At 69.3% G+C, this 20,768-nt stretch carries 22 protein-coding genes, 1 tRNA gene and 1 pseudogene; 16 read left to right on the top strand and 8 right to left on the bottom strand.

From position 1 onward, the window contains the following. Positions 1 to 52 precede the first annotated feature (52 nt). Together DJ82_RS05235 and DJ82_RS14425 are read left to right on the top strand one after the other, a co-directional pair. Entirely contained in the window at positions 53 to 472 is a 420-nt protein-coding gene (locus tag DJ82_RS05235) for a hypothetical protein (protein ID WP_241881430.1), read from the top strand. A gap of 142 nt (positions 473 to 614) precedes the next feature. Further along, entirely contained in the window at positions 615 to 926 is a 312-nt protein-coding gene (locus tag DJ82_RS14425) for a hypothetical protein (RefSeq protein ID WP_141212901.1), read from the top strand. 285 nt (positions 927 to 1,211) lie between these two features. On the opposite strand, the gene DJ82_RS05230 is transcribed toward DJ82_RS14425, so the two are convergent. Next, positions 1,212 to 1,283: transfer RNA gene (locus DJ82_RS05230), tRNA-Ala, on the bottom strand. 257 nt (positions 1,284 to 1,540) lie between these two features. Between DJ82_RS05230 and DJ82_RS05225 the strand changes: the two genes are divergently transcribed. The 3 genes from DJ82_RS05225 to DJ82_RS05215 all read left to right on the top strand — a co-directional run bounded on the left by DJ82_RS05225 (position 1,541) and on the right by DJ82_RS05215 (position 4,502). Beyond that, positions 1,541 to 2,308 carry a DUF120 domain-containing protein gene (locus DJ82_RS05225; protein ID WP_094521896.1) on the top strand — a complete coding sequence of 256 codons (768 nt, stop codon included), beginning with the start codon at positions 1,541 to 1,543 and terminating at the stop codon, positions 2,306 to 2,308. Continuing rightward, the gene (gene ribB, locus DJ82_RS05220; protein ID WP_094581230.1) at positions 2,308 to 3,060 is read left to right on the top strand and encodes a 3,4-dihydroxy-2-butanone-4-phosphate synthase; all 753 of its coding nucleotides are present in this window, start codon (positions 2,308 to 2,310) and stop codon (positions 3,058 to 3,060) included. The genes DJ82_RS05225 and ribB overlap by 1 nt, the downstream gene beginning before the upstream one ends. A 512-nt stretch (positions 3,061 to 3,572) precedes the next feature. Beyond that, positions 3,573 to 4,502 (top strand): branched-chain amino acid transaminase, encoded by a 930-nt coding sequence (locus DJ82_RS05215; protein ID WP_094581229.1) that lies wholly within the window; start codon positions 3,573 to 3,575, stop codon positions 4,500 to 4,502. An 87-nt stretch (positions 4,503 to 4,589) separates the two neighbouring features. Here the strand turns inward: DJ82_RS05215 and DJ82_RS05210 are convergent, their stop codons facing one another. Further along, positions 4,590 to 5,294 carry a DUF502 domain-containing protein gene (locus DJ82_RS05210; RefSeq protein ID WP_094525255.1) on the bottom strand — a complete coding sequence of 235 codons (705 nt, stop codon included), beginning with the start codon at positions 5,292 to 5,294 and terminating at the stop codon, positions 4,590 to 4,592. A 107-nt stretch (positions 5,295 to 5,401) separates the two neighbouring features. Beyond that, a complete protein-coding gene (locus DJ82_RS05205; RefSeq protein ID WP_094525256.1) occupies positions 5,402 to 6,241 on the bottom strand; it encodes a proline dehydrogenase family protein in 840 nt (279 codons plus the stop codon). 210 nt (positions 6,242 to 6,451) lie between these two features. Here DJ82_RS05205 and DJ82_RS05200 point away from each other — a divergent pair, with 210 nt between their 5' ends. The 3 genes from DJ82_RS05200 to DJ82_RS14925 all read left to right on the top strand — a co-directional run bounded on the left by DJ82_RS05200 (position 6,452) and on the right by DJ82_RS14925 (position 7,699). After that, entirely contained in the window at positions 6,452 to 6,994 is a 543-nt protein-coding gene (locus DJ82_RS05200) for a CDP-2,3-bis-(O-geranylgeranyl)-sn-glycerol synthase (protein ID WP_094525257.1), read from the top strand. Between the two features lie 275 nt (positions 6,995 to 7,269). Next, positions 7,270 to 7,452 carry an HVO_0416 family zinc finger protein gene (locus tag DJ82_RS05195; RefSeq protein WP_092565639.1) on the top strand — a complete coding sequence of 61 codons (183 nt, stop codon included), beginning with the start codon at positions 7,270 to 7,272 and terminating at the stop codon, positions 7,450 to 7,452. 88 nt (positions 7,453 to 7,540) lie between these two features. Then, entirely contained in the window at positions 7,541 to 7,699 is a 159-nt protein-coding gene (locus DJ82_RS14925; protein ID WP_008002314.1) for a hypothetical protein, read from the top strand. A gap of 71 nt (positions 7,700 to 7,770) precedes the next feature. On the opposite strand, the gene DJ82_RS05190 is transcribed toward DJ82_RS14925, so the two are convergent. Both DJ82_RS05190 and DJ82_RS14420 read right to left on the bottom strand, forming a co-directional pair. After that, positions 7,771 to 9,000: an RNA-guided endonuclease TnpB family protein gene (locus DJ82_RS05190; protein ID WP_094581228.1), complete on the bottom strand. Its 1,230-nt coding sequence runs from the start codon at positions 8,998 to 9,000 to the stop codon at positions 7,771 to 7,773. A 3-nt stretch (positions 9,001 to 9,003) separates the two neighbouring features. Further along, positions 9,004 to 9,150 (bottom strand): DUF2080 family transposase-associated protein, encoded by a 147-nt coding sequence (locus tag DJ82_RS14420; protein ID WP_394338188.1) that lies wholly within the window; start codon positions 9,148 to 9,150, stop codon positions 9,004 to 9,006. Positions 9,151 to 9,342: 192 nt separating this feature from the next. Here DJ82_RS14420 and DJ82_RS05185 point away from each other — a divergent pair, with 192 nt between their 5' ends. The 3 genes from DJ82_RS05185 to DJ82_RS05175 all read left to right on the top strand — a co-directional run bounded on the left by DJ82_RS05185 (position 9,343) and on the right by DJ82_RS05175 (position 13,694). Beyond that, complete coding sequence (locus DJ82_RS05185; protein ID WP_094525259.1) at positions 9,343 to 11,187, top strand: UvrD-helicase domain-containing protein; 1,845 nt, start codon at positions 9,343 to 9,345, stop codon at positions 11,185 to 11,187. Further along, positions 11,184 to 12,560 carry a Xaa-Pro peptidase family protein gene (locus tag DJ82_RS05180; protein ID WP_094581227.1) on the top strand — a complete coding sequence of 459 codons (1,377 nt, stop codon included), beginning with the start codon at positions 11,184 to 11,186 and terminating at the stop codon, positions 12,558 to 12,560. The genes DJ82_RS05185 and DJ82_RS05180 overlap by 4 nt, the downstream gene beginning before the upstream one ends. 72 nt (positions 12,561 to 12,632) lie before the next feature. Further along, a complete protein-coding gene (locus DJ82_RS05175) occupies positions 12,633 to 13,694 on the top strand; it encodes a BGTF surface domain-containing protein (RefSeq protein ID WP_094581226.1) in 1,062 nt (353 codons plus the stop codon). A 13-nt stretch (positions 13,695 to 13,707) separates the two neighbouring features. On the opposite strand, the gene DJ82_RS05170 is transcribed toward DJ82_RS05175, so the two are convergent. Next, positions 13,708 to 13,977 (bottom strand): hypothetical protein, encoded by a 270-nt coding sequence (locus DJ82_RS05170; protein WP_094581225.1) that lies wholly within the window; start codon positions 13,975 to 13,977, stop codon positions 13,708 to 13,710. A 163-nt stretch (positions 13,978 to 14,140) separates the two neighbouring features. Between DJ82_RS05170 and DJ82_RS05165 the strand changes: the two genes are divergently transcribed. Then, complete coding sequence (locus tag DJ82_RS05165) at positions 14,141 to 14,761, top strand: riboflavin synthase (protein ID WP_094581224.1); 621 nt, start codon at positions 14,141 to 14,143, stop codon at positions 14,759 to 14,761. Between the two features lie 32 nt (positions 14,762 to 14,793). On the opposite strand, the gene DJ82_RS05160 is transcribed toward DJ82_RS05165, so the two are convergent. Together DJ82_RS05160 and DJ82_RS05155 are read right to left on the bottom strand one after the other, a co-directional pair. Continuing rightward, entirely contained in the window at positions 14,794 to 15,492 is a 699-nt protein-coding gene (locus tag DJ82_RS05160; RefSeq protein ID WP_094581223.1) for a phosphoglycerol geranylgeranyltransferase, read from the bottom strand. Positions 15,493 to 15,607: 115 nt separating this feature from the next. After that, entirely contained in the window at positions 15,608 to 16,687 is a 1,080-nt protein-coding gene (locus DJ82_RS05155; RefSeq protein ID WP_094581222.1) for a tubulin/FtsZ family protein, read from the bottom strand. Between the two features lie 76 nt (positions 16,688 to 16,763). Between DJ82_RS05155 and DJ82_RS05150 the strand changes: the two genes are divergently transcribed. From DJ82_RS05150 to DJ82_RS05135, 4 genes and pseudogenes are all read left to right on the top strand, one after another. Next, positions 16,764 to 17,336: a hypothetical protein gene (locus DJ82_RS05150; RefSeq protein ID WP_094525266.1), complete on the top strand. Its 573-nt coding sequence runs from the start codon at positions 16,764 to 16,766 to the stop codon at positions 17,334 to 17,336. Between the two features lie 60 nt (positions 17,337 to 17,396). Continuing rightward, positions 17,397 to 17,909, top strand: a complete 513-nt coding sequence (locus DJ82_RS05145) for a hypothetical protein (RefSeq protein ID WP_094525267.1) — start codon at positions 17,397 to 17,399, stop codon at positions 17,907 to 17,909. Between the two features lie 33 nt (positions 17,910 to 17,942). Continuing rightward, complete coding sequence (locus tag DJ82_RS05140; protein WP_094581221.1) at positions 17,943 to 19,868, top strand: ATPase, T2SS/T4P/T4SS family; 1,926 nt, start codon at positions 17,943 to 17,945, stop codon at positions 19,866 to 19,868. After that, a pseudogene (locus tag DJ82_RS05135) lies at positions 19,865 to 20,768 on the top strand (type II secretion system protein); the annotation flags it as partial. The gene DJ82_RS05140 and the pseudogene DJ82_RS05135, both read left to right, overlap by 4 nt.

Genomic DNA, 20,768 nt, shown 5'->3' with positions numbered 1-20,768 from the left:
GGATCACGACCGGATTCGGTCGATCGACGTTCGACTCGTGAGGAGATCTCGAGTGCCAACCGCAACCCAAAAAGATCGACCGATGAGTTACGACCCCGCCATCGTCGGCTACTACGGAAAAATCGCCGAGACGTGGGCGGCCGACAACTATCCGATCGAGCTTGACTATCCCGAGGTTGGCGGGCTCAAGTTCGATGCGACCGACGAGGAAGACGGTCGGTCGTGGGACGTGAAGGGATCGATGACGAATGGCGTCCGGCCGACGCTCAAGTTCTGGGAGGATCAGCACCGGACGCTCGGTCGCGAGGACGGCGGCTACGTGCTTGTGTGGTATCGAGCTGAGGGACGCAAGATTGCGGTGGTGTCGTCGCGGAGCATTCTTGCGGGGGAACTAGAGATTAAAAACTGGACGAATCCCGGTAAGACACATTATCGGAATCATTCAAGCGAGGCGCACATTCAGTCGGTTTGACTGCAAATTGAATATTCCCAGTTTTGGTGTAGTTCTCTTTGGATCGATCTGGCTCTGTTGAAAATTTAATCTGTTGTCACCACGGTCTATGGGGTTACCGAACACAGATTTATATTTGAATGCATTCACATATTAGATATTAATGGCTGATTACTCTGAAGTCGACGCTGTGGCTCTCACACTTGTTCAAGCCACAGCGCTACTCCTACCGGTCGTTTTCTTGAGTTTTCGATTCTATTTGGATGATGCAGAGGGCAACACACCAGCCAAAGAAATAGAAGAATCAGCTAAGCGTCTTGTTCTAATGATTTTCCTACTCACTGCGACCGGATTCCTTTCTACGATAGCCATTTTAGATTTCAGTCTGAAACCCACTTTTGCCTTTTTTGCCGTTTTAACACTTGCAACCTTCTTTTTGCTATACGGCTGGTTCTTTTATAAAATAGCCACGTGAAATATTTTATACACACGTCGCGTCGTACTACTAAGATTTTGTTGAAACCCCTCAACTAGTAACAATTCACGGAAAGCATGCTGAATACAGCACGCCCATCTCACAGAGAATTAAATTGGATCCGGATCGCGAACGCCGTCGCTCACAACAAAAATACGGACTCGCGGGGGTCCCGTGAGCAGAGAGGGGCCTTCGGTCCCTCTTGAAGCCGGCGCGAAGCGCCGGCGACGTCAGCGAACGGGACCACGCGAGGGAACGACTGAACGAACGAAGTGAGTGAAGGAGTGGACTCGCGGGGATTTGAACCCCGGGCCTCTTCCTTGCGAAGGAAGCGATCTGCCGCTGATCTACGAGCCCGCACCCGGAACCAATCGCCGTTCGTATTTGTACCTTACCTTTCGACGACCCGCACGCGGGTGGTTCGCAGGCGACGGCGACGGTCGCAGCTCGCGACGAGCACCGCCGATACCGACGGAACTAGGTAGTCGCCTGCCCGAGATACAGTCGAAACGGTCCCCTGTTCGCTCCCGATAGCGAACCTAAACCTGTTTAACGTTTTTGGGACGCATCCCATATTCGTTACTCTTTTGCGTGCGGGCGACCGAGGTTCGACTATGGCAGAAGCGACGGCGACGACGGACCCCGACCCGGCCGCGATCGCGGCCCTGAAACACGTCGGGCTCGTCGGCGGCCTGACCGAGACGAAGGTGTCGTGCGCGGCGCTGGGCGACCGCCTCGACGCCTCGACGCAGACGGCCTCCCGGCGGCTGCAGACCCTCGAGTCCGCGGGGTACATCGAGCGCGACGTGGTCGGCGACGGCCAGTGGGTGCGCGTCACCGACGCGGGCGAGGCGGCCCTCCGCGCCGAGTACGCCGACTACCGCCGGCTGTTCGAGACCGACGTCGAGCTCGTCCTCCGCGGCGCCGTCACCGGCGGGATGGGCGAGGGGCGCCACTACATCACCCTGCCCGGCTACGCCGAGCAGTTCCGCGAGCGCCTCGGCTACGAGCCGTTCCCGGGCACGCTCAACGTCGACCTGACCGAGGAGAGCGTCCGGCGCCGCGGCGAGATGGCCGGCATCGACGCGGTCCCCATCGACGCGTGGGAGGACGAGGACCGCACCTACGGCGCGGCCTCGTGTTACGGCGTCACCCTCGTCGCCGGCGACGAGCGCTACGAGGAGGTCCACGCGATCGTCCCCGATCGGACCCACCACGACGACGACCAACTGGAGCTGATCGCCCCGGAGCGGCTCCGCGACGCGCTCGACCTGGACGACGGCGACGAGATCGAGGTCCGGGTGGCCGCGACGAGCCGGGCGGACGACCCCGGCGAGAGCGACGACGACGAATCCGACGCCCCCGAGACGGAGGTGGCCTGATGCGCGCCGACGTCGACGCCGACGGCGACGCGGAGGTCGCCCCCGAAGCCGAGGCCGGAGTGACCGCCGACGGGGAGCCGACCGACGCGGCCGAGTCGGTCGAGCGCGCGCTCGACGCCTTCCGCGCCGGCGACCCCGTCTGCGTCGACGACTTCGCCGACCGGGAGGGCGAGACGGACATCGTCTACCCGGCCGGCGCCGTCGACGAGGCCGCCGTCGCGCACATGCGCAACGACGCCGGCGGGCTGATCTGCGTCGCGGTGGCGGACCCCGTCGCGGACGCGTTCGGGCTCCCGTTCCTCGCCGACGCGCTCGATCACCCCGCGGTCGACGACGACCCCGACTACGACGACCGCTCCTCCTTCTCGCTCCCGGTGAACCACCGCGAGACGTTCACCGGGATCACGGACGAGGACCGCGCGCGGACCATCGTCGAGCTCGCGGGCGCGGCCGCCGCCGTCGACGCCGACCCCGCGGGATACGCCCCGGAGGACTTCGCGGCGGAGTTCCGCGCGCCCGGCCACGTCCACGTGCTCCGCGGCGACCGCGACGGGCTCGGCGGCCGGACCGGCCACACGGAGCTCGGGCTCGCGATGGCCGAGGCGGTCGGTTCCGCGCCCGCCGCCGTGGTCTGCGAGATGCTCGACGACGAGACCGGCACCGCGCTGGCGCCCGCGGACGCCGAGGCGTACGCCCGCCGCCGCGGGATCCCGTACGTCGAGGGCGCGGCCCTCGTCGAGGCGTTTAAATAACCGAACGCGGTGCCGTCGGCGTCGCCGGCGGCTCTGCCGCCGGCTGCAAGCGAGAGCTTTGCTCTCGCCCTGCGCGCCTTCGAGTGGTCGCCGAAGGCGGCCACGAGGAGCGCGTGCGAGGGAGGCGGCGGTCCGGCGCGGGCGGAGCCGCGCCGGGCCGTCCGCCGAGGCTGGGGAGGCGTGAGGTGCGGTGCGGTTGCGGTCGGGTGGACGCAAAGGGGCAGCCGGGAGGCGGGCGCAGGCGACGGAAGCACCGTAGGGAGCGAGTGAAACGAGCGACTGAGGAGCGCAGCGAGCGTGCGCCCGCCTCCCGGCTGGGGCTTTGGAGTGATTCACCGCCGACCCGGTATCAACCGTTTATACCCGACCGGCTGGGGCTTTGGAGTGATTCGCCGACGATCCGTCAGCGACTGCGGATAACCGAGCAGCGAGGACTCCGGCGGTAGTTCGGGCGTCGTCGTCGCGTCCTCCGCATGTCGCAGATTTAAGACCGACGGCCGCAACCACAGATTATGGGATTCGACGAGATGGACGTCGACACGATCTGGAAGAACGGGGAGTTCCTCGACTGGGAGGACGCGACGACCCACGTTCTGACCCACGCGCTCCACTACGGGAGCGGCGTGTTCGAGGGCGTCCGCTGTTACGACACCGACCGCGGACCGGCGGTGTTCCGGTGGGAGGAGCACCTCGACCGACTGTTCGACTCCGCGAAGATGTACGACATGGAGGTCGAGCACTCGCGCGAGGAGATCACCGACGCGACCCTCGAACTCCTCGACCGGCAGGACCTCGACTCCGCGTACATCCGCCCGATCGCCTACTACGGCTACGACTCCCTCGGCGTCTCGCCGAAGGACTGCCCGACCGACCTCGTGCTCGCGGCCTGGCCGTGGGGCGCGTACCTCGGCGAGGAGGCCCTCGAGGAGGGCGTCGACGTGATGGTCTCCTCGTGGCGGAAGCACGCCTCCTCGCAGGTGCCGACGAACGTGAAGACCACCGGCCTCTACGTCAACTCCATGCTCGCGGGCGAGGAGGCCCGCCGGAACGGCTACGTCGAGGCCATCGTCCTGAACAAGGAGGGGAACGTCGCCGAGGGCCCGGGCGAGAACGTGTTCATGGTGAACGACGGCGAGATCTACACCACCGGGCCGGCGCAGTCCATCCTCGAGGGGATCACCCGCGACACCGTCATCGAACTGGCGGAGGAACGCGGCTACGAGGTCCACGACGAGGCCGTCATCTCCCGCGGCCAGCTGTACACCGCCGACGAGCTGTTCTTCACCGGCTCCGCCGCCGAGGTCACCCCGATCCGCTCCGTCGACGACACCGAGATCGGCGCGGGCACCCGCGGCCCGGTCACCGAGGAGCTGCAGCAGGCGTTCTTCGACCTCGTCGAGCGGCGGACCGACGACCACGACGACTGGTTCACGTACCTGTAGGCGACGCGGTCTCGGACGCTCCGCGGTGCGTCGGGTTGCCTCGCGCCGCGCGCCGTGCCCCCTTCTCTCACGCGACTTCCGGCGCGCTCAGTCGTTGCCGCCGTCCGTCGAGGGGCGCTCCGACTCTCCGGGTGTGCCGTCGGTGCGGACGCCGCCGACGCCGCCCGGGCGACCGGGGCCGTCGTCGGGAGGCGCCTCCTCATGAACGGGGACTTGATGCGCGGACTCGGCGAAGCCGGCCGAGAGGACGCGGGTCATCCCCTCCTCGACGGTCTCGCCGGTCTCCTCGATGCGCTCGGGCTCGACCTCGATGACGAAGCCGGTGGTGATGTTCGGCGCCGTCGGCATGAACAAGACGATCTTCCCGTCGCGAGTCTTCTTGCCGGTCCGGAACGCCGTCATGCGGATCCCCGGCCACGTCTCGATGTACACCGGGCTCTGGAGCTCGTCCGTCCCGGAGACGGCCGTCTCGATCGCGAGCTTGGAGGCGTTGTAGACGACGCGTAGCGCCGGGATCCGGTTGATGGCGCCGTCGACGGCGGACTCCGCGATCCGTCCGAACGTCGTCCGCATGAAGTAGCCGACCGCGAGGACGACGGTCGCGAACACCGCGAGCGCGATGATCACACGGGAGATCGGCTCCAGCGGGCCGGGGATGATCGCGGGCTGGAGTCCCTCGATGAGTGGGATCGAGGCGATGTAGCGGTAGATCCACTGAATGACGAGGAGGAGGACTAGGAGGGGCGCCAACACGATGAGCCCGCTGGCGAAGTCGCGTTTCCACGTGGACATCTATCGCGTTGGTATGCGGCGTCGACCCTTAAGAGGGCTTCTACCGGACCGCTCGGCGAGCGGGGGGTCGACGAGCACGTCGGCCGCGAATGCGCCGGACGACGGACTCACCGACCCGCGACGGCGCGCAGCGCGAACGTCAGGTTCTCCCGGCGCTCGCGGACGCGCCGGTAGAAGTAGGAGAGCCACTTGTCGCCGTACGGCGCGTACTGGACCACGTCGACGCCCTGCGCGGCGAGGTCGCGCTGGGCGTCCTCCCGGACCCCCATCAGCATCTGCACCTCGTAGTCGGTGCCGTGGTCGCGTGCGAGCCGGTCGGCCAGCGAGATCATCGCGGGGTCGTGGCTGCCGACGGCGACGCCCCGGTCCCGGCGCTCGAAGAGGAAGCGGAGGTCCTCGCGGTACGCCTCGTCGACCCGCGACTTCTCCGTGTACGCGACCGACGCCGGCTCGTCGTACGCCCCCTTCACGAGCCGGATCTCGCCCGGGACGTCGACGAGGCGGTCGAGGTCCTCCCGGGTGCGCCTGAGGTTGGACTGGACGCACTGGCCGACGCTCCACGGGTAGTCGGCGGCGATCGATTCGAAGGCGTCGAGGGTGGCGTCGGTGGTGTCGGCGTCCTCCATGTCGCACCAGACGAAGGCGTCGAGCTCGTGGGCGCGAGCGACGATCTCGCGGTAGTGCTCCTCGAACAGATCGGCGGAGACCTCGAGCCCGATCTGGGAGGGCTTCACCGAGACGCGGGCGTCGAGGCCGCTGTCGGCGATGTCGTCGATCAGTCCGAGGTAGGCGTCGACGTCGGCGCGGGCGTCGGCGGGGTCGTCGTAGTGCTCGCCGAGCAGGTTGACGACGACGGCGACGCCGTCCTCGTTACACGCCCGGACGTGGTCGAGGACTTCCGGGACGCTCTCGCCGGCGACGAAGCGGCGCGCGATCGGAGGGATCATACCGGCTATGAGGGCGGCGACGACTTCACTGTTGTCGAAACGGGCGGTCTCGGTGACCGTCGACCGGTGTCGTGGCCGCGCGACCGCACACGAGTTCGCCCGCGTAACCGCTCGAGAGATCGCCCGCGTAACCGCCCGAGAGATCGCCCGCGAGGACCGCCGGGCGAGACGGATCGTGGTTTATAAATCGACGACAGGAGTGGACCGAGTATGATCGGTTCGCTCGTCGCGACGGCGTTCTGGGCGATGGTGCCCGCGTACGTGCCCAACAACGCCGCGGTGCTCGCCGGCGGCGGCCGTCCCATCGACGGCGGTCGGGAGTGGCGCGGGGCGCGCCTGCTCGGCGACGGGAAGACGTGGCGCGGCACGGCGGTCGGCACCCTCGTGGGGGTCGTCCTCGCGCTGGCGCTCAACGCGCTCAACGACCCCGCGAGCGCCGCCCTCGGGGTCGAGCTCCCGACGTTCGCGCTCCCGGCGGCGGTCGCGCTCGCGTTCGGCGCGATGTGCGGCGACATCGGCGCCTCCTTTCTCAAGCGACGCTCGGGGCGCGAACGCGGCGCGGCGTTCCCCGGGCTGGACCAGCTCGACTTCGTCGCCGGGGCGCTGCTGGCCGTCTTCGTCGTCGACACCGACTGGGCGCTGGCGACGTTCACGCCCGGGGTCCTGGCGGCCGTCCTCGTGATGACGCCCGTCCTCCACGTGGTCACGAACGTCGGCGCCTACCTCCTCGGGCTGAAGAACGAGCCCTGGTAGGCGGGGCGGCCGGACCGTCGGGACCGCCCGACTGCGAACGACCGCACCCTCGCCCCCGACTGCGAACGACCGCACCCGTCACCGGCGCGCGCCGTTCGGAGAGCGAGAGGTGAGAATGCGAGAGGTGAGAATAGTTCACACGAGCCGCGGCGCGACGCGCTGATGTAGGGACACGAACACCTTCGGACGAGATAACCGATCGTTCGTGGTCGATATGACGGTTCAGTGAGAACCACGAGAAAATATATATACTCGCGTGCCATTGACTAGCATGCATGTCTAGTAGTGCACCCAGTTCGGACGACGACGTGCTCGACGAGTTCCTGTCCGATCGCGGCCACGAGACCGAGATCGTACGCTGGGAGCGATCCTATAACAAGCTTCAGTGTCCGGAGTGTGGTGCGCTCCACCCCGAGGGAACGGCGCGGTGTGACGTCTGCGACTGGCGCCCGACCTGACGCCGACGACGGCGCACGGGCGGTGAGCGGTTTTCTTTCGGTTGCACTCGGCGGCAGTATTATGTGTCATCAATCGATAGTGACGACCATGCCGACCTGCCAGAACTGCGGTTCGTTCGTCACGACCGATTACGTTCGGGTGTTCACCCCGAACGAGGTCGACCGTCCCCGCGTCTGCCCGGCCTGCGAGGACCTCGTCCGCGACGGCGCCGACGTTCGGGAAGCGCGCGCGACGCGAAGCAACTGACCTATCAGTCGACGGGATCGTAGCGTTTCGACGGGAGCGACGCCGAGCCACGGCGTGTGAACTACCCCACCCTACTCGCTCACGGCTAACGCCGGTCGCTGCTTGAGGGTTGGGCTTCCTGTTTCCACGACGCGCTTTGCAGATACGGGTGTATCCACAGGGAGCGCAGTCTCAACAGGCGTTACTTCGGAGTGTCCCACTCCTAAATCTTCGAGACCACGAGAAAGGATGTTCCACGCCGCATTCGCGTCCCTATCCGCCTCGAACCCACACGCGGGACACGATTGTTCACGAACCCACAGCGGTTTGTCTGTCTTGACACCGCAGGACGCGCATATTTTTGTTGTGTTTTTCGGGTCAACCGCAACGAAATGCGTTCCCTCGCGCTCGCACTTGTACTCGAGCATCCGTGGGAATGTCCCCCACGCAGCTCCCGCTCGATTGCGAGAGTTGCCGGGAAGTTCAAGCAGTCCCTTCGCGTCCAAGTCCTCGACCGCCACCAAATCGTACTCGGTGGCGTAGTAGTTCGACAACTTGTGGAGGAAGTCTCGTCGCTTCCGCTTCAGGTCAGCGTGGCGTCCGGCTACGACCTTTCGCTGTTTCTCCCAGTTGTTCGAGCCGTATTCCTTTCGGGAGAGGTCGCGTTGGGCGCGTTCGAGTCGGTTGCGCTCCTCGCTGAAGTCAGGACTCTCGATGGCGTACCCATCGGTGTCGTGGGCGTACTTGATAATCCCCACATCGATACCGACGACCTTCGCGGGCGTCTCCGGTTTGTTGGGGGAGTCTTCGTCCACGTCGATACCGAACGTAGCGTACCACTCCCCCGTTGGCTCCCGTTTGATGGTGACCTGTTTGATGGTCGCGTTCTCAGGGATGTCTCGATGGAGGCGAATTGGAATCTCGCCGATTTTGCTCAACCACAGCACGGACCGACCACTCGTATTCTTGAGTTCGAAGCCGGACTGGTTGTAGGTAAGCGACCGATACTCCCGGGGAGGTTTCCACTTGAGCATCCCCACAGCGCGTCCGTTCTCTTTCTGTGTTTTGAGCGTGGAGAGGTTGTCGTAGACACGCTTGACGACCATCTGCAACACTTTCGAGTGAACGTCTTCGAGGTCGTCCCACCACGATTTGAGATCGGGGAGTCGTCCCTGCACCTCGTAGCGTGCAGGAATGTCGTCTGCGTCGTTGAGCAGGTAGAGGACATGGTTGTACAGTTGCCTACAGGTATCGACATGGTAGCAGAGTTCCTGGTGGAGGGCTTCTGACGGGTCGAGTCGATACTTGTAGTTGTACTGCATGGCCTACTGGTCTGAGTCGGGGTCAGAGACGCGGACGACCTTCACGTCGGCCCCACGCCAGCGTTTGGGAACGATGACGTGGGCACTATTACCAGACGGTTTTGCAGTGCCGTCAAGCACTTCCTCGCCTTCGATTTCAAATCTATCCATCACCAATGTATATATATTATATATACATGAAGATGACGGGGGGCTGTGGATCGGTCGTTGTAGAGTATTTAGAAACAACGACGGCGCTGTATCCTTCCACTGCGCTACTCAGGCTTCTCCCTGCGTTCTCTTTGAGGAAGAGGACTTAGCGCTTGAAAAAGGGTTAAGGAGAACCGGGATTAGGGATACACAATGACCGAGCCCACGGTGACGCGACTGTTCGGCGGTCCGGGCAGCGGGAAGACCACGGCGCTACTGGATCGCGTCGAGGGGATCCTCGAGGACGGCGACGCCGACGTCCGCGACGTGCTCGTCGTCTCGTACACGCGCGCGGCCGCCGCCGAGATCCGCGAGCGCCTCGCGGAGCGGCTCGACGTCTCCCCGCGCAGCCTCCAGGGGAACGTCAGCACCATGCACGCGAAGGCGTACGAGCTGTTGGACCTCTCCCGCGGCGACGTCGTCGGCGAGGACGACAAGGAGGCGTTCTGCGAGGAGTACGGCATCGAGTTCGAGGACCAGCACGGCGGCGCCGGCCGCCGGACCGCCCGGTCGACGACGATCGGGAACAAGATCATCGCCACCTCGCAGTGGCTCCAGCGCACCGAGCGCGACGTCGCCGACTGGTACGACGTGCCATTCCAGTGGAACGTCGAGGAGGTCCGGCTCCCGCCCGAGGAGGACCCCAACGCCCAGCAGGGGAACAAGTACACGCCGACGTGGCCCTCCGACGACGACCGGATCGACATCCCCGAGACGATCCGCGCGTGGCGGACCTACAAGGGCGACAACGACCTCGTCGGCTTCGCGGACATGCTCGAACGGGTCGCGCAGCGGTCGCTCGTCCCCAGCGTCGACTACCTGATCATCGACGAGTTCCAAGACATCACGACGCTGCAGTACAACGTCTTCCAGGAGTGGCGGCCGCACATGAAGAAGGTGCTCATCGCCGGCGACGACGACCAAGTCGTCTACGCGTGGCAGGGCGCCGACCCCGACCTCCTCCTCGACACCGACGTGGACGAGGACGTCGTCCTCCCGAACTCCTACCGGCTCCCCTCCGAGATCCTCAACGTCGTCAACGCGGAGATCCGCCACATCGACAAGCGCCAGGAGAAGGACCTCCACCCCCGCAAGGAGGGCGGCACCGTCGAGGCGATCCAGTCGCCGTCGATGATCGAACTCGTCCGGAACGTCCGGTACACGGTCGAGGACGACGAGGGCGACGTGATGTGCCTGTTCCGCGCCCGGTACCAGATGTTCGACTTCATCGACGAGTTCATCGACCACGGGATCCCGTTCACGATGCTCACCGACGGGCGGATGTGGACCGACCGCGTGCAGGACTACGTCAGCGCCATCGAGAAGTCCGAGGCGGGCGACCCCGTCAACGGGCTGGAGGCCCGGCGACTCGCCGACATGCTCCAGGACTCCGCGTTCGGGACCCACGACCGCGACGAGTTCTACGACTTCCTCGACGACCGCGAGGAGGCCGCCGACGCCGACGACGTCTCGCTGATCGAGGTGACGTCCGAGGAGCTCGACGAGCACATCCCGTTCATGCCGGACACCGCGAGCGCCGACGACATGGTCCGGAAGGTGACGAGCTTCCAGCGGAAGTCGATGGGCGCGTACTTCGACGGCGACTACGGGGGAATGGACCCGACCCGCGTCCGCGTCGGCACCATCCACTCCGCGAAGGGCCGCGAGGCCGACCACGTGTTCGTCGCGACCGACCTCACCGAGAAGGTCGTCGAGCAGATGGCGGCCTCCATCGACGACCCGACCGACGTCGAGGGCGTCGACGAGTTCACGAAGGCGACGAGCCCCGTCCCCGTCCTCACCGACAACGAACGTCGGGTGTTCTACGTCGGGATGTCCCGCGCCCGCGAACGGCTCGTCATCATGGAGAGCCTGATAAGCGGGGCGCCGACGCTTCCGATCAGCGTCCTCCTGTTCAACGAGCTCCGCGACGAGACCCCCGAAGAGCTCATCGAGGAGGTCCAGGCCGAGCTGGCGGTCCCCGAACCGGAGCCGTGAGCGACGGGGGAGACGAGGGCGACGACGCGGAAAGCGACGACGCGTCCGCCGGAACCACTCACGCGCTCCGACCCCTCCGCACCGATCTCGCTCCGGTCGTCGAGGCGGTCGAGGCCGCCGGTGCCGACGCGTTCGTCGCGGTCGGCGACCGCTTCGACGACGACCTCCGGTACCTCACCCGATTTTCGGGACCGGATCGGCCGTACGCGCTGGTCGTGATCCCGGACGGCGCGAGCGGCGACGACCGGGAAAACGGGGCCGACGTCGGCCGCGCCGTCTGCTGTGCCCCCGCCCTGTTCGACGAGCAGGCCCGGCGCGAGTTCGTCGCCGGCGCGAGGGCTCGGGGCGACGGCGAGGACGACGATCCCGGCGACGGCGAGGACCCCGGCGACGAGACCAATGCCCACGACGGCGTCGCCCGCGAGGTGCGGACCGAGAACGTCGGCGACCACGCCGGGGAGCGCGCGGCCGCGGCGGTCGCCGAGTTGGTCGACGGATCGGATACCGACCACACCCTCCTCGTCCCGTCGTCTGTCCCTCACGACGCCGCCGTCTACCTCGAACGCGCCGGCAACGAGCTTTCGTCGACCGACGCGGTGACGGCGGCGCGGGCGCGGAAGACGGCCGCCGAACTCGACCGCCTCCGCCGCGCCCAGCGCGCGACGGCCGCGGGGATGGCGCGTGCCGAGACCGTGCTGGCGGACGGCGAGGCCGGCGAGGACGAGGCGGGGAGACCGGTCCTCCGTTGGGAGGGCGCCCCCCTGACGACCGAGCGGCTCCGCCGAGAGGTGAACGCGGCCCTCGCCGCGCGGGGCGTCTGGGACGCGGGCAACACCGTGATCGGCGCCGGCCCGTCGGCCGCGGACCTCCACTACGTCGGCGACGAGCCCGTCCGACCGGGCGAGACTGTCCTCCTCGATATCTCGCCGCGGGGGCCCGACGGCTACTACGGCGACATGACCCGGACGTTCGTCGTCGACGGGGACGGCGGCTGGGAGCGCCGCGCGTACGTCGCGGTCGAGTCGGCGCGCGAGACCGCGCTCGCGGAGGTCGAGCCGGGCGTCCCGGCGAAGACCGTCCACGGCGAGGCGGCCGCCGAGCTGGCCGCCTACGGCTTCGACCCGAACGCCGGCGAGGGGGAGACGGGGTTCACGCACGGCACGGGCCACGGCGTTGGCGTGAGCCTCCACGAGTCGCCGTCGCTGACCGGCGCCGGCGAGCTGCGGCCGGGCCACGTCGTGACGGTCGAGCCCGGCGTCTACGAGCCGGACGTCGGCGGCGTCAGGCTGGAGGACCTCGTCGTCGTCACCGACGACGGGTACGAGATCCTGGCGGAGTACCCGTTCGGGATCGTGCCGGAGAAGCGCGGGTGAGCGGCGGATAGCTACGACCGCTGTTTGAGCTATCGGCGCCCCTTTTCGGCCGCCGGTCGAACGCCGAGACGCATGCGATCCGATCCCTCCATCAGAACCGGCGAGACTGCCGGCTCCGAGTCGGTGCGGCGTATCGCGAGAAAGAGACTCCCGACCGCGGTGACGCTTCTGGTCGCCGCGTTCGCGCTCGTCGGCGTCGTCGTCGCCGGGACCGGAGCCGTCGCCGCCGACGGAACCGCCGACCTCGACGCGGACGTCGTCACCGTGGGCGAGGACGGAACCGCCGAGATTCCCGTCGAAACCGACGGCGTCGACGCGTTCGAGGTCGTTGTCGGCGGCGAAGAGGAGGCCGGGTACGAGCTCCGCGCCACCGTGACGCCGGACGGCGACGGCGTCACGACCCTCGTCTTCGACCACGCCCGAACCGGCGGGGGCGGCGCCACGCTGACGGCCGACGGCGGCGCCGAAGTCGAGACCGACTACGAGACCTCCCTCAGCGAGGAGATCGCTCCCGGTAGCTACGACGCGGAGGTGCTCGTCGGCGGCGACACCGTCGACGTCGGTACCCTCGTCGTCGAAGACGCAACGGGCGGGGAGGGCGAAAACGACGGAAGCGACGGAGACGACGCAGACGGGAGCGACGGAGACGACGCAGACGGGAGCGACGGAGACGACGCAGACGGGAGCGACGGAGACGGAAGCGATGGCGGATCGGCCGAGCCTGCCACGGTCACCGAGGCGGATGTCGAAGCGGCCGACATCGTCGTCGCTCCGGCGGAGAGCGAGGTGAGCGTGCCGGTGGCGGTCGACGACGGCGAGACCGTGAACCTCCGGATCCGCTCGGCCGGAGACGCGAGCCCGGCCTTCCTCATGACGGAGGAGGCGTCCGTCGAGAACGGCACGGCGAGCGCGACGTTCGACCTGAGCCGGACGAGCCACGGCGACCGCGCGACGCTGACCGTCCGCGGGAACGAGGCGGTCAACGAGTCGGACTCCCGCGAGGTGCTCATCGTCGACGAGGAGGTCGGCGTCGAGGGGAGCGGCGGCCTCGACCTCGAGACGCCCGGGTTCGGAGTCGTCGCCGGCGGGCTCGCGGTTCTCGCCGTCACGCTCGCGGACCGGCGGCGGGAGTGAAAGCCGGACCGAGCTACTTCTCGATCGAATCGCCCTCGGAGACGGCGGCGTCGTCTTCCCCCCGGAGCTGTCGAGGGAGCAGTCCCGAGACCAGCCCGCGGAGGATCCGGGCCGGGTCGAGGAAGTACTGCGGGAGCACGACCATCGCGACGGCGACGACGAGCAGTCCGGCGCCGAGCGCGATCTCGCCGGCGGCCAGCCGGATGACGGCGTAGTTCGCGAGCGGCAGCGCGAAGACGAGCGACGCCGCCAGCCCGATCATATCCATCAGGCCGAGGTTCATTGACCCCCGATTCGCGCCCGGCGTTCAAAAGCGACGCGGCGGCGGTCGCTCGGGCGCCGCCGACGGCGGCACGGCGCCCGATCGCGTCGAACCGCCGGCCGTCCCGGAGCGCGAGCCGCCCCGAACACCGAACCGATATGTGTCGCGCGCGCCCAGATCGGGTATGTTCACCGGCATCGTCGAGGACACCGGCACGGTCCGCGACCGGACCGAGACCGCTGACGGGCTCCGACTTCGGATCGGCGTCGACGGGTTCGACGACCTCCACCACGGCCAGTCGATAAGCGTCAGCGGCGTCTGTCTCACGGTCGAGGAGTACGCGGTCCGGGACGAGAGGTCGGACGCCGGCGGCGACTGGTTCGAGGTGTTTCTCGCGAGCGAGACGGTCGCGAAGACGTACCTCGGCGACGTCGGCGAGGGCGACGCGGTCAACGTCGAACGCGCGATGCCCGCCGACGGCCGGTTCGACGGCCACGTCGTGCAGGGCCACGTCGACACCGTCGCCGAGGTGACGGGGATCGAGCGCGTCGGCGAGGACTGGCGGTTCGCGTTCGCGATCCCCGAGGGCCACGCGGACTACCTCGTCGACAAGGGGTCGGTGACGCTCGACGGCATCTCGCTGACGGTCGCCGAGAAGCGCGACGGCGAGTTCGACGTCGCGATCATCCCGACGACCTACGAGCTCACGACGCTCTCGGAGAAGTCGGTCGGCGACCCGGTCCACCTGGAGGTCGACGTGATCGCGAAGTACGTCGAGAACATGGTCGACGGGTACGCGGGGTAGCCGGCGTCCGGGGCGAGACGATACCGGTCGCTTCAGGCGTCCTTCGCGCCCTTCACCGTCTCGCGGACGGCGTCGACGCCCTCGTCGTGGAGCAGGTCGCCGACGACGATCACGTCGCTGTGGGCGGCCATCTCGTTCGCGGACTCGTAGTCGCCGATCCCGCCGCCGTAAAAGAGCGTGGCGTCGTCGAGCGCGTCGTGCGCGGCCGAGACCTTCTCCGTGTCGCCGAAGGTGCCCGAGTACTCGACGTAGACGATCTCCTGGCCGAACATCCGCTCGGCGACCTTCGCGTACGCCCCCACGTCGTCGGCCGCGAGGTCGCAGTTCGCGTTCGTCAGCTCGGCGACCGCGGCGTCCGGGTTGAGGACGATGTACGCCTCGGTGTGCGTCCGGTCCCAGTCGAGCTCGTCGATCCGGACCCACTCCTTGTGGGCGCCGGTGATCCAGAAGGGCCCGCCGGCGTTGAACACGGTCGGGATCAGGTAGCCGTCGAGCGCCGGCGAATCGACGACGACGCCCGGGTTCGACGGCTCCTGATACAGCGGGACGTCGTACTCGGCCGCGGCGTCGACGACGCGCGTCATCTTCTCCGCGGTGATGTCGAGGGTCCCGCCGATCTCGATCGCGTCGGCGCCGGTGCGGCAGACGTCCTCGAAGGTCTCGCCGTCCCGCAGCTCCTTGTCGGGATCGACCTTCAGCACGTGGTCCCAGTCGTCCCACGGGTTACTCATCGGAAACGACTCCACCGGGCGGCAACAAAAAGGTGCGGAACCTGCCCCGCCGCTCCCCGGACGGGCGGCCCCGCCCGTCGTTCCGTCCGGCGCACCGACGCGGCCGACGCGCCGCTCAGAGGAGGTCGTCGAGCTCGTCGTTGTCGAACGCCGCCGCGGGGTCCGGCTCCGCCTCCGGCTCGTCGCGGACCGCCTGTCGGGCGCGCTCGAGGAACGCCTCGACCCGGCGGGAGCGCTCGACGCCGCCGAGCAGCACGAGCGCCGCGATCCGGTCGGAGTCGAGCGGGAAGTCGCCGCCCCGCACCTGCATCGAGCCGGTCTCCTCCTGCAGCCACTTGCGGGCCTTCTCCGCGCCCTTCCGGGAGATGCGGTCGGGGTCGCCGGCGACGGCGACGAGGGCGGCGTCGGCCTCGGTCGCGTTCGGGAGCGACATCCCGGTCATCACCGCGCTCCTGACGGTGCTCATCACGGTCGTGACGTTCTCCTCGGGGTCCTCGGCCGCCGGCGCCGAGGCGAACCCGACCGCCGCCATCCCCCCGGCCCGCAGCGTGTTTATCACCTCGCTGGTGTCGACGACCGACTCGGCGACGCCCTCGACCGACTCGCCGGCGGCCAGGAGGAGGCCGACGCGTCTCGCCATCGACTCGTTGATCGCCGCGAAACCGCCCTCCATCGACTCTCCCGAGGAGCGCCACGCGTCGTTGTCGAGCAGGATCGTCGCGTCCGCCTCCCGGACCAGCGTCTTGAGCGACCGGCCCGCGTTCACTTGGTACATAGCCCCCTCGTCGCGACCGGGGAGGATCCCGACCGCGTACACCGGCACGTCGTACACCCGGCTCAGCTCCCGGACGAGCACCGGCGCGCCGCCGGAGCCGGTGCCGCCGCCGAGCCCGGCGACCACGAACAGCGACTCGGCCTCCGCGGTCACCCTCGACGCGAGCGCGTCGAGCACCTCGACCGCGTCCTCGTCCATCACCTCGGCGCCGAGCTCGTTGTCGCCGCCGACGCCGTGGCCGTTCACCCGCGACTGCCCGACGAGGACCGTGTCGAGCGGGAGCGGGTCGAGGTCCGTCGCGGCCGTGTTGACCGCGAGCGCGTCGAGCACCGCGCCGTAGCCGGCGTCGGCGTCGAACTGCGCGAGGGCGGTCGTGAGCTTCCCGCCCGCCTGCCCGACGCCGAGGAGGACTGCCTTCATGATCGAACGGTAACCGATCCGGAGTATTACGCTTTCCCCCCGATATTTAAATGCGAAATCGAGGCCAGTCGCGAGCATGTCGAACGCCACCGACGAGAGAAGTCGGACGTCGGGCCGCGGGGAGAGGCCGACCGCCGAGGGCGACGAGACCGCTGGCGCCGGCGGACCGAGCGACGGAAGCAGCGGAGACCGGCTCGGAGAGCGACTCAGCGCGGTCGAGCGAGCCCTGACCGGGTCCGACGCGGCCGTCGCGGACCTCGGCGACGGCGCCGCCGCGGCCGCGGAGCGCGAGGCGCTGGAGTCGCGCGTCGAGGAGCTCGAGTCGCGCGTCGAGGAGCTGGAGGCCGCCACGCAGGCGATCCGGGGGTACGTCGGATCGATTCGAGCGGTCAACCGCGAGGTCGAGCGGCGGGCCGACCTCGCGCTGGCGAGGGCGAGCCGCGGCGAGGACGCCGGCACGGAGACCCGACTCCAGAGCGGCGGCGCGACCGCCGACGCCGTGCCGAGCGAGGACGCCCTCGACGCCGCCGTCCCGTCGGACGCCGCCGATCGGAACGGCGGGGTGGGACGGGGCGACGCGAGGCGGTCGGACGACGCGGACGGATCGTGGCGGGACGAGGCGCTGGACCGGCTCCGTGAGTCCCTGTAAGCTGGACCGGGGAGCGGGAACCGGGATCGCGGCGCGAGTCGAGACGGAGGCCGGCGAGCCGTGATCCGCGTCGTCCTCACGGTCCTCGTCGCCGTCGCCCTCCTCGCGGCCGCGACCCCGGCGCTGGAAGACGCCCGGGCGACCACGACCGCCGAGCGGATCGACGCCGAGGCGGACCGCGTCGAGCGGGCCGTCGGCGGCCTCGTCGCGGGCTCCGTGAGCGTCGCGGACCCGTCGCTCGCCGCGCGGACGACCGTCACCGTCCGCGTCCCGAGCGGGTTCGGAGCGGCGCCGATCGACCGCGTCGCGATCGTGGAAACGGGGGCCAGCGGAGAGACGGTCGGCGCGGAGGCGAACGTCGCCGAGGAGACGTCACCCGGCCCGGACGTCGCGCTCCGGTATCGGATCGACGGCGGGCCCGAACGAACCGCGCCGATCGGTCCCGGCGGCACGGACGCGACCGTGTCGGTCGACGGCGGCGCGATCGCGCTCCGACCGGGCGGCGAGAGCCGACTGGCCCTCCGGCTCGTCGACGACGGCGGACCGACCGTCCGGGTCACCAGGGTAGGGTGATCGCTTATATACGATGCCGGGAGCACGCCCGCCGTGAACCTCGATCTCCCCTCGCTGTCGCGGATCGGCGGCGGCGAGCCCTCGCTGCGATCGCTGCCGTGGAGCGACGCCGATCGCGACTGCCGGTGCGAGCCGACGTTCAGAGAGCCGGTCGGAACGGGCGTCGGCGACCGCGTCGTGCTGGCGGTCGACGCCGGTGACTGCCCGGGGCGCGGCGACCTCGCCGAGAGCCCTGACTGTCTGGCGACCGTCATCGAGGCGCTCGCGGAGCGCGACGCCGAGGTGATCAGGACCCGTCATCGCGGGCGCGAGCGGGCCTACGCCGGGCGGGCCGCCGCGTGTCTCGTCGCCGCGGGCCGGTTCCGCGAGCGCGTCGGGTTCCACGAGACGCGGCTCGCCGACCGCGTGCTGCGCGATCCGGTCGGCGCCGCTCGGGAGGCCGCCGGGCGCGAGGGACCGCCGGCCCGGATCGCCGCGGAGACCGGGCTGTCGGCGATCGTCGAAGGGGCAGACGAGGTCGGAGACGTGCTTCGGGCACACGCCGGGCCCCGAATCGCGGCGGCGCGGATCGCGACCGCGCCGCCGCCGGGGGCCGCGCTCGCCGACCGCTGGGATCTCGACACCGGCGCGACCGTCCGGCTGTACGAGGGGTCGGGACCGCTCCGGACGTACCACCTCACGCCGCCGGTTCGAGAGCTCGACGACGGGGCCGTCGGGCGGCTCGACGACGCCAAGCGACGGCTGCTCGACGATCCGACCGGGGGCGGGCGAGCGCCCGGCCGCGCGGTCCGGACGGCCGCCGAGGACGGCGATCCCGTCTCGACGCTGACCGATGTGCTCCGGCGGCACACGCGCGGGTACGGGGCGTTCGAACACGTGTTCGCCGACGAGCGCGTGAGCGACGCGACGCTCTCGGCGCCCGTGACCGAGAACCCGCTCCGCGTCGTCGTCGACGGCGAGCGCTGCCGGACGAACGTGCGACTCCCGCCCGAGGGGGCCGCCACGCTCGCGTCCCGACTCCGGCGGACCAGCGGGCGGGGGTTCTCTCGGGCGAGCCCCACGCTCGACGCGACCCTGGAGACGGACGCCGGCCGGGTCCGCGTGGCCGCGACGACGGACCCCGCCAGCGACGGGCTCTCGTTCGCGTTCCGCCGCGGTGATCCCGACGCGTGGACGCTCGCACGACTCGTCGACGCAGGGACGCTCACGCCGGCGGCCGCCGGGCTCCTCTCCGTCGCCGTCGAGCGGGGCGTGACGGGCCTCGTGGCCGGCGGGCGGGGTGCGGGAAAGACGACCGCGCTCGGTGCCCTCCTCTGGGATCTTCCCGCGGAGTCGCGGTCGATACTGATAGAGGACACGCCCGAGCTCCCGACGAGCGCCCTAGCGACCGCCGGGCGAGACGCGCAGCGGCTCTGCGTCGGCGACGGGGCGGAGCCGTCGCCGAGCGACGCGGTCCGGACCGCGGTCCGCCTCGGCGGCGGTGCGATCGTCGTGGGGGAGGTCCGCGGCGAGGAGGCGCAGGCCCTCTACGAGGCGATGCGCGTCGGCGCGGCCGGCGAGACGGTGCTCGGGACGATCCGCGGGGAGGACCCCGCCGCCGTCCGGGAGCGGGTGGTCTCCGACCTCGGCGTGTCGCCCTCGTCGTTCGCGGCGACCGACCTGATCGTTCTCCTCGACGACCAGCGCGTCGACGTGATCGCCGAGGTAGTCGGTCACGAGGACGGCGCCGCGTTCGAATCGGTGTTCGAGCGCACGGACGAGGGACTGACGCCGACCGGGCGGGTCGACCGCGGCGAGAGCCGACTCCTCGATCGTCTCGCGGGACCCGACGAGACGTACGCGTCGATCAGGGCGGCCGTCGGGGGACGGGGCGAGCGGATCCGCGAGGCGGTCGCCACCGGTCGGACGGAGCCGGAGCGGTACGTCGACTCCGTCGGCGCGAGCGGTGAGATCGAATGACCGGAGCGGTCGACGAGGCGACCGACGGCTCGCCGACGGCACCCCCGAGCGAGGGGGTCGACGCGAACGAGTCGGCAGAGCTCCGGCGCGCGGTCGCGTTCCTCGGCTGGGAGGCCTCGGCCGAACGAGTCGTCGAGCTCGGGTATCGGGTCGGGCTCGGGGTCGGCCTCCTCTGTGCCGTCGCGCTCTCGGCGTTCGTCGGCCCGGTTCCGGGTACGCTCGCTGGGCTCGCCGGAGGGTTGGCGGCGACTCACGCGGTCCATCGAGCACCGGTGGGGCTCGCCGCGCTCCGTCGGACTCGAGCGCTCGGTGCGGCCCCCGGTCTCGTCGGCCGTCTCGTGTTACGGATGCGACTGGACCCGTCGGCGGAACGCGCGGTTCGGTTCGCCGCCCGCACCGGGGACGGACCGCTCGCGGACGGGCTGGCGCGTCACGAGCGCGGGAGCGCGGACGGGCCGACGAGCGGGCTCCGGGCGTTCGCCCGCGAGTGGCGACCGTGGTTCCCCGCGATCGACCGCGCCGCCGCGTTAGTGCGGACGGCCGCGTCAGCGCCGGCAGAGCGGCGGGGACGGTGTCTGGACCGCGCACTCGACGCGACGATCTCCGGGACGACCGACCGGCTCGCGGCGTTCGTCGGCAAGGTCCGCGGCCCCGTCTCGGCGCTGTACGCCTTCGGCGTGCTCCTCCCGCTGGCCCTGATCGCTCTGCTACCCGCGGCGGCCGCGTCCGGCGTTCCGGTCGGGTCGAGGGTCGTCGCCGGACTCTACCTCGTCGTGCTCCCCGCCGGACTGTTCGCCGCGTCGGCGTGGCTGCTCTCGCGCAGACCGGTCGCGTTCGCGCCGCCGTCGATCGACGGCGACCACCCGGACGTCCCCGAGCGGGCGCAACACGCCGCCGCGG

The sequence above is a fragment of the Halorubrum sp. Ib24 genome (genome assembly GCF_002252745.1).
In the GTDB taxonomy this organism is placed as follows: domain Archaea; phylum Halobacteriota; class Halobacteria; order Halobacteriales; family Haloferacaceae; genus Halorubrum.
This window is presented reverse-complemented; position numbering and strand designations above follow the sequence as displayed.

Bases quoted from the DNA above. Each gene is read 5' to 3' on its own strand.
- DJ82_RS14425 (WP_141212901.1), top strand. From the start codon at position 615: ATGGCTGATTACTCTGAAGTCGACGCTGTGGCTCTCACACTTGTTCAA.
- DJ82_RS05225 (WP_094521896.1), top strand. From the start codon at position 1,541: ATGGCAGAAGCGACGGCGACGACGGACCCCGACCCGGCCGCGATCGCG.
- ribB (WP_094581230.1), top strand. From the start codon at position 2,308: ATGCGCGCCGACGTCGACGCCGACGGCGACGCGGAGGTCGCCCCCGAA.
- DJ82_RS05215 (WP_094581229.1), top strand. From the start codon at position 3,573: ATGGGATTCGACGAGATGGACGTCGACACGATCTGGAAGAACGGGGAG.
- DJ82_RS05210 (WP_094525255.1), bottom strand. From the start codon at position 5,294: ATGTCCACGTGGAAACGCGACTTCGCCAGCGGGCTCATCGTGTTGGCG.
- DJ82_RS05205 (WP_094525256.1), bottom strand. From the start codon at position 6,241: ATGATCCCTCCGATCGCGCGCCGCTTCGTCGCCGGCGAGAGCGTCCCG.
- DJ82_RS05200 (WP_094525257.1), top strand. From the start codon at position 6,452: ATGATCGGTTCGCTCGTCGCGACGGCGTTCTGGGCGATGGTGCCCGCG.
- DJ82_RS05195 (WP_092565639.1), top strand. From the start codon at position 7,270: ATGTCTAGTAGTGCACCCAGTTCGGACGACGACGTGCTCGACGAGTTC.
- DJ82_RS14925 (WP_008002314.1), top strand. From the start codon at position 7,541: ATGCCGACCTGCCAGAACTGCGGTTCGTTCGTCACGACCGATTACGTT.
- DJ82_RS05190 (WP_094581228.1), bottom strand. From the start codon at position 9,000: ATGCAGTACAACTACAAGTATCGACTCGACCCGTCAGAAGCCCTCCAC.
- DJ82_RS14420 (WP_394338188.1), bottom strand. From the start codon at position 9,150: ATGGATAGATTTGAAATCGAAGGCGAGGAAGTGCTTGACGGCACTGCA.
- DJ82_RS05185 (WP_094525259.1), top strand. From the start codon at position 9,343: ATGACCGAGCCCACGGTGACGCGACTGTTCGGCGGTCCGGGCAGCGGG.
- DJ82_RS05175 (WP_094581226.1), top strand. From the start codon at position 12,633: ATGCGATCCGATCCCTCCATCAGAACCGGCGAGACTGCCGGCTCCGAG.
- DJ82_RS05170 (WP_094581225.1), bottom strand. From the start codon at position 13,977: ATGAACCTCGGCCTGATGGATATGATCGGGCTGGCGGCGTCGCTCGTC.
- DJ82_RS05165 (WP_094581224.1), top strand. From the start codon at position 14,141: ATGTTCACCGGCATCGTCGAGGACACCGGCACGGTCCGCGACCGGACC.
- DJ82_RS05160 (WP_094581223.1), bottom strand. From the start codon at position 15,492: ATGAGTAACCCGTGGGACGACTGGGACCACGTGCTGAAGGTCGATCCC.
- DJ82_RS05155 (WP_094581222.1), bottom strand. From the start codon at position 16,687: ATGAAGGCAGTCCTCCTCGGCGTCGGGCAGGCGGGCGGGAAGCTCACG.
- DJ82_RS05150 (WP_094525266.1), top strand. From the start codon at position 16,764: ATGTCGAACGCCACCGACGAGAGAAGTCGGACGTCGGGCCGCGGGGAG.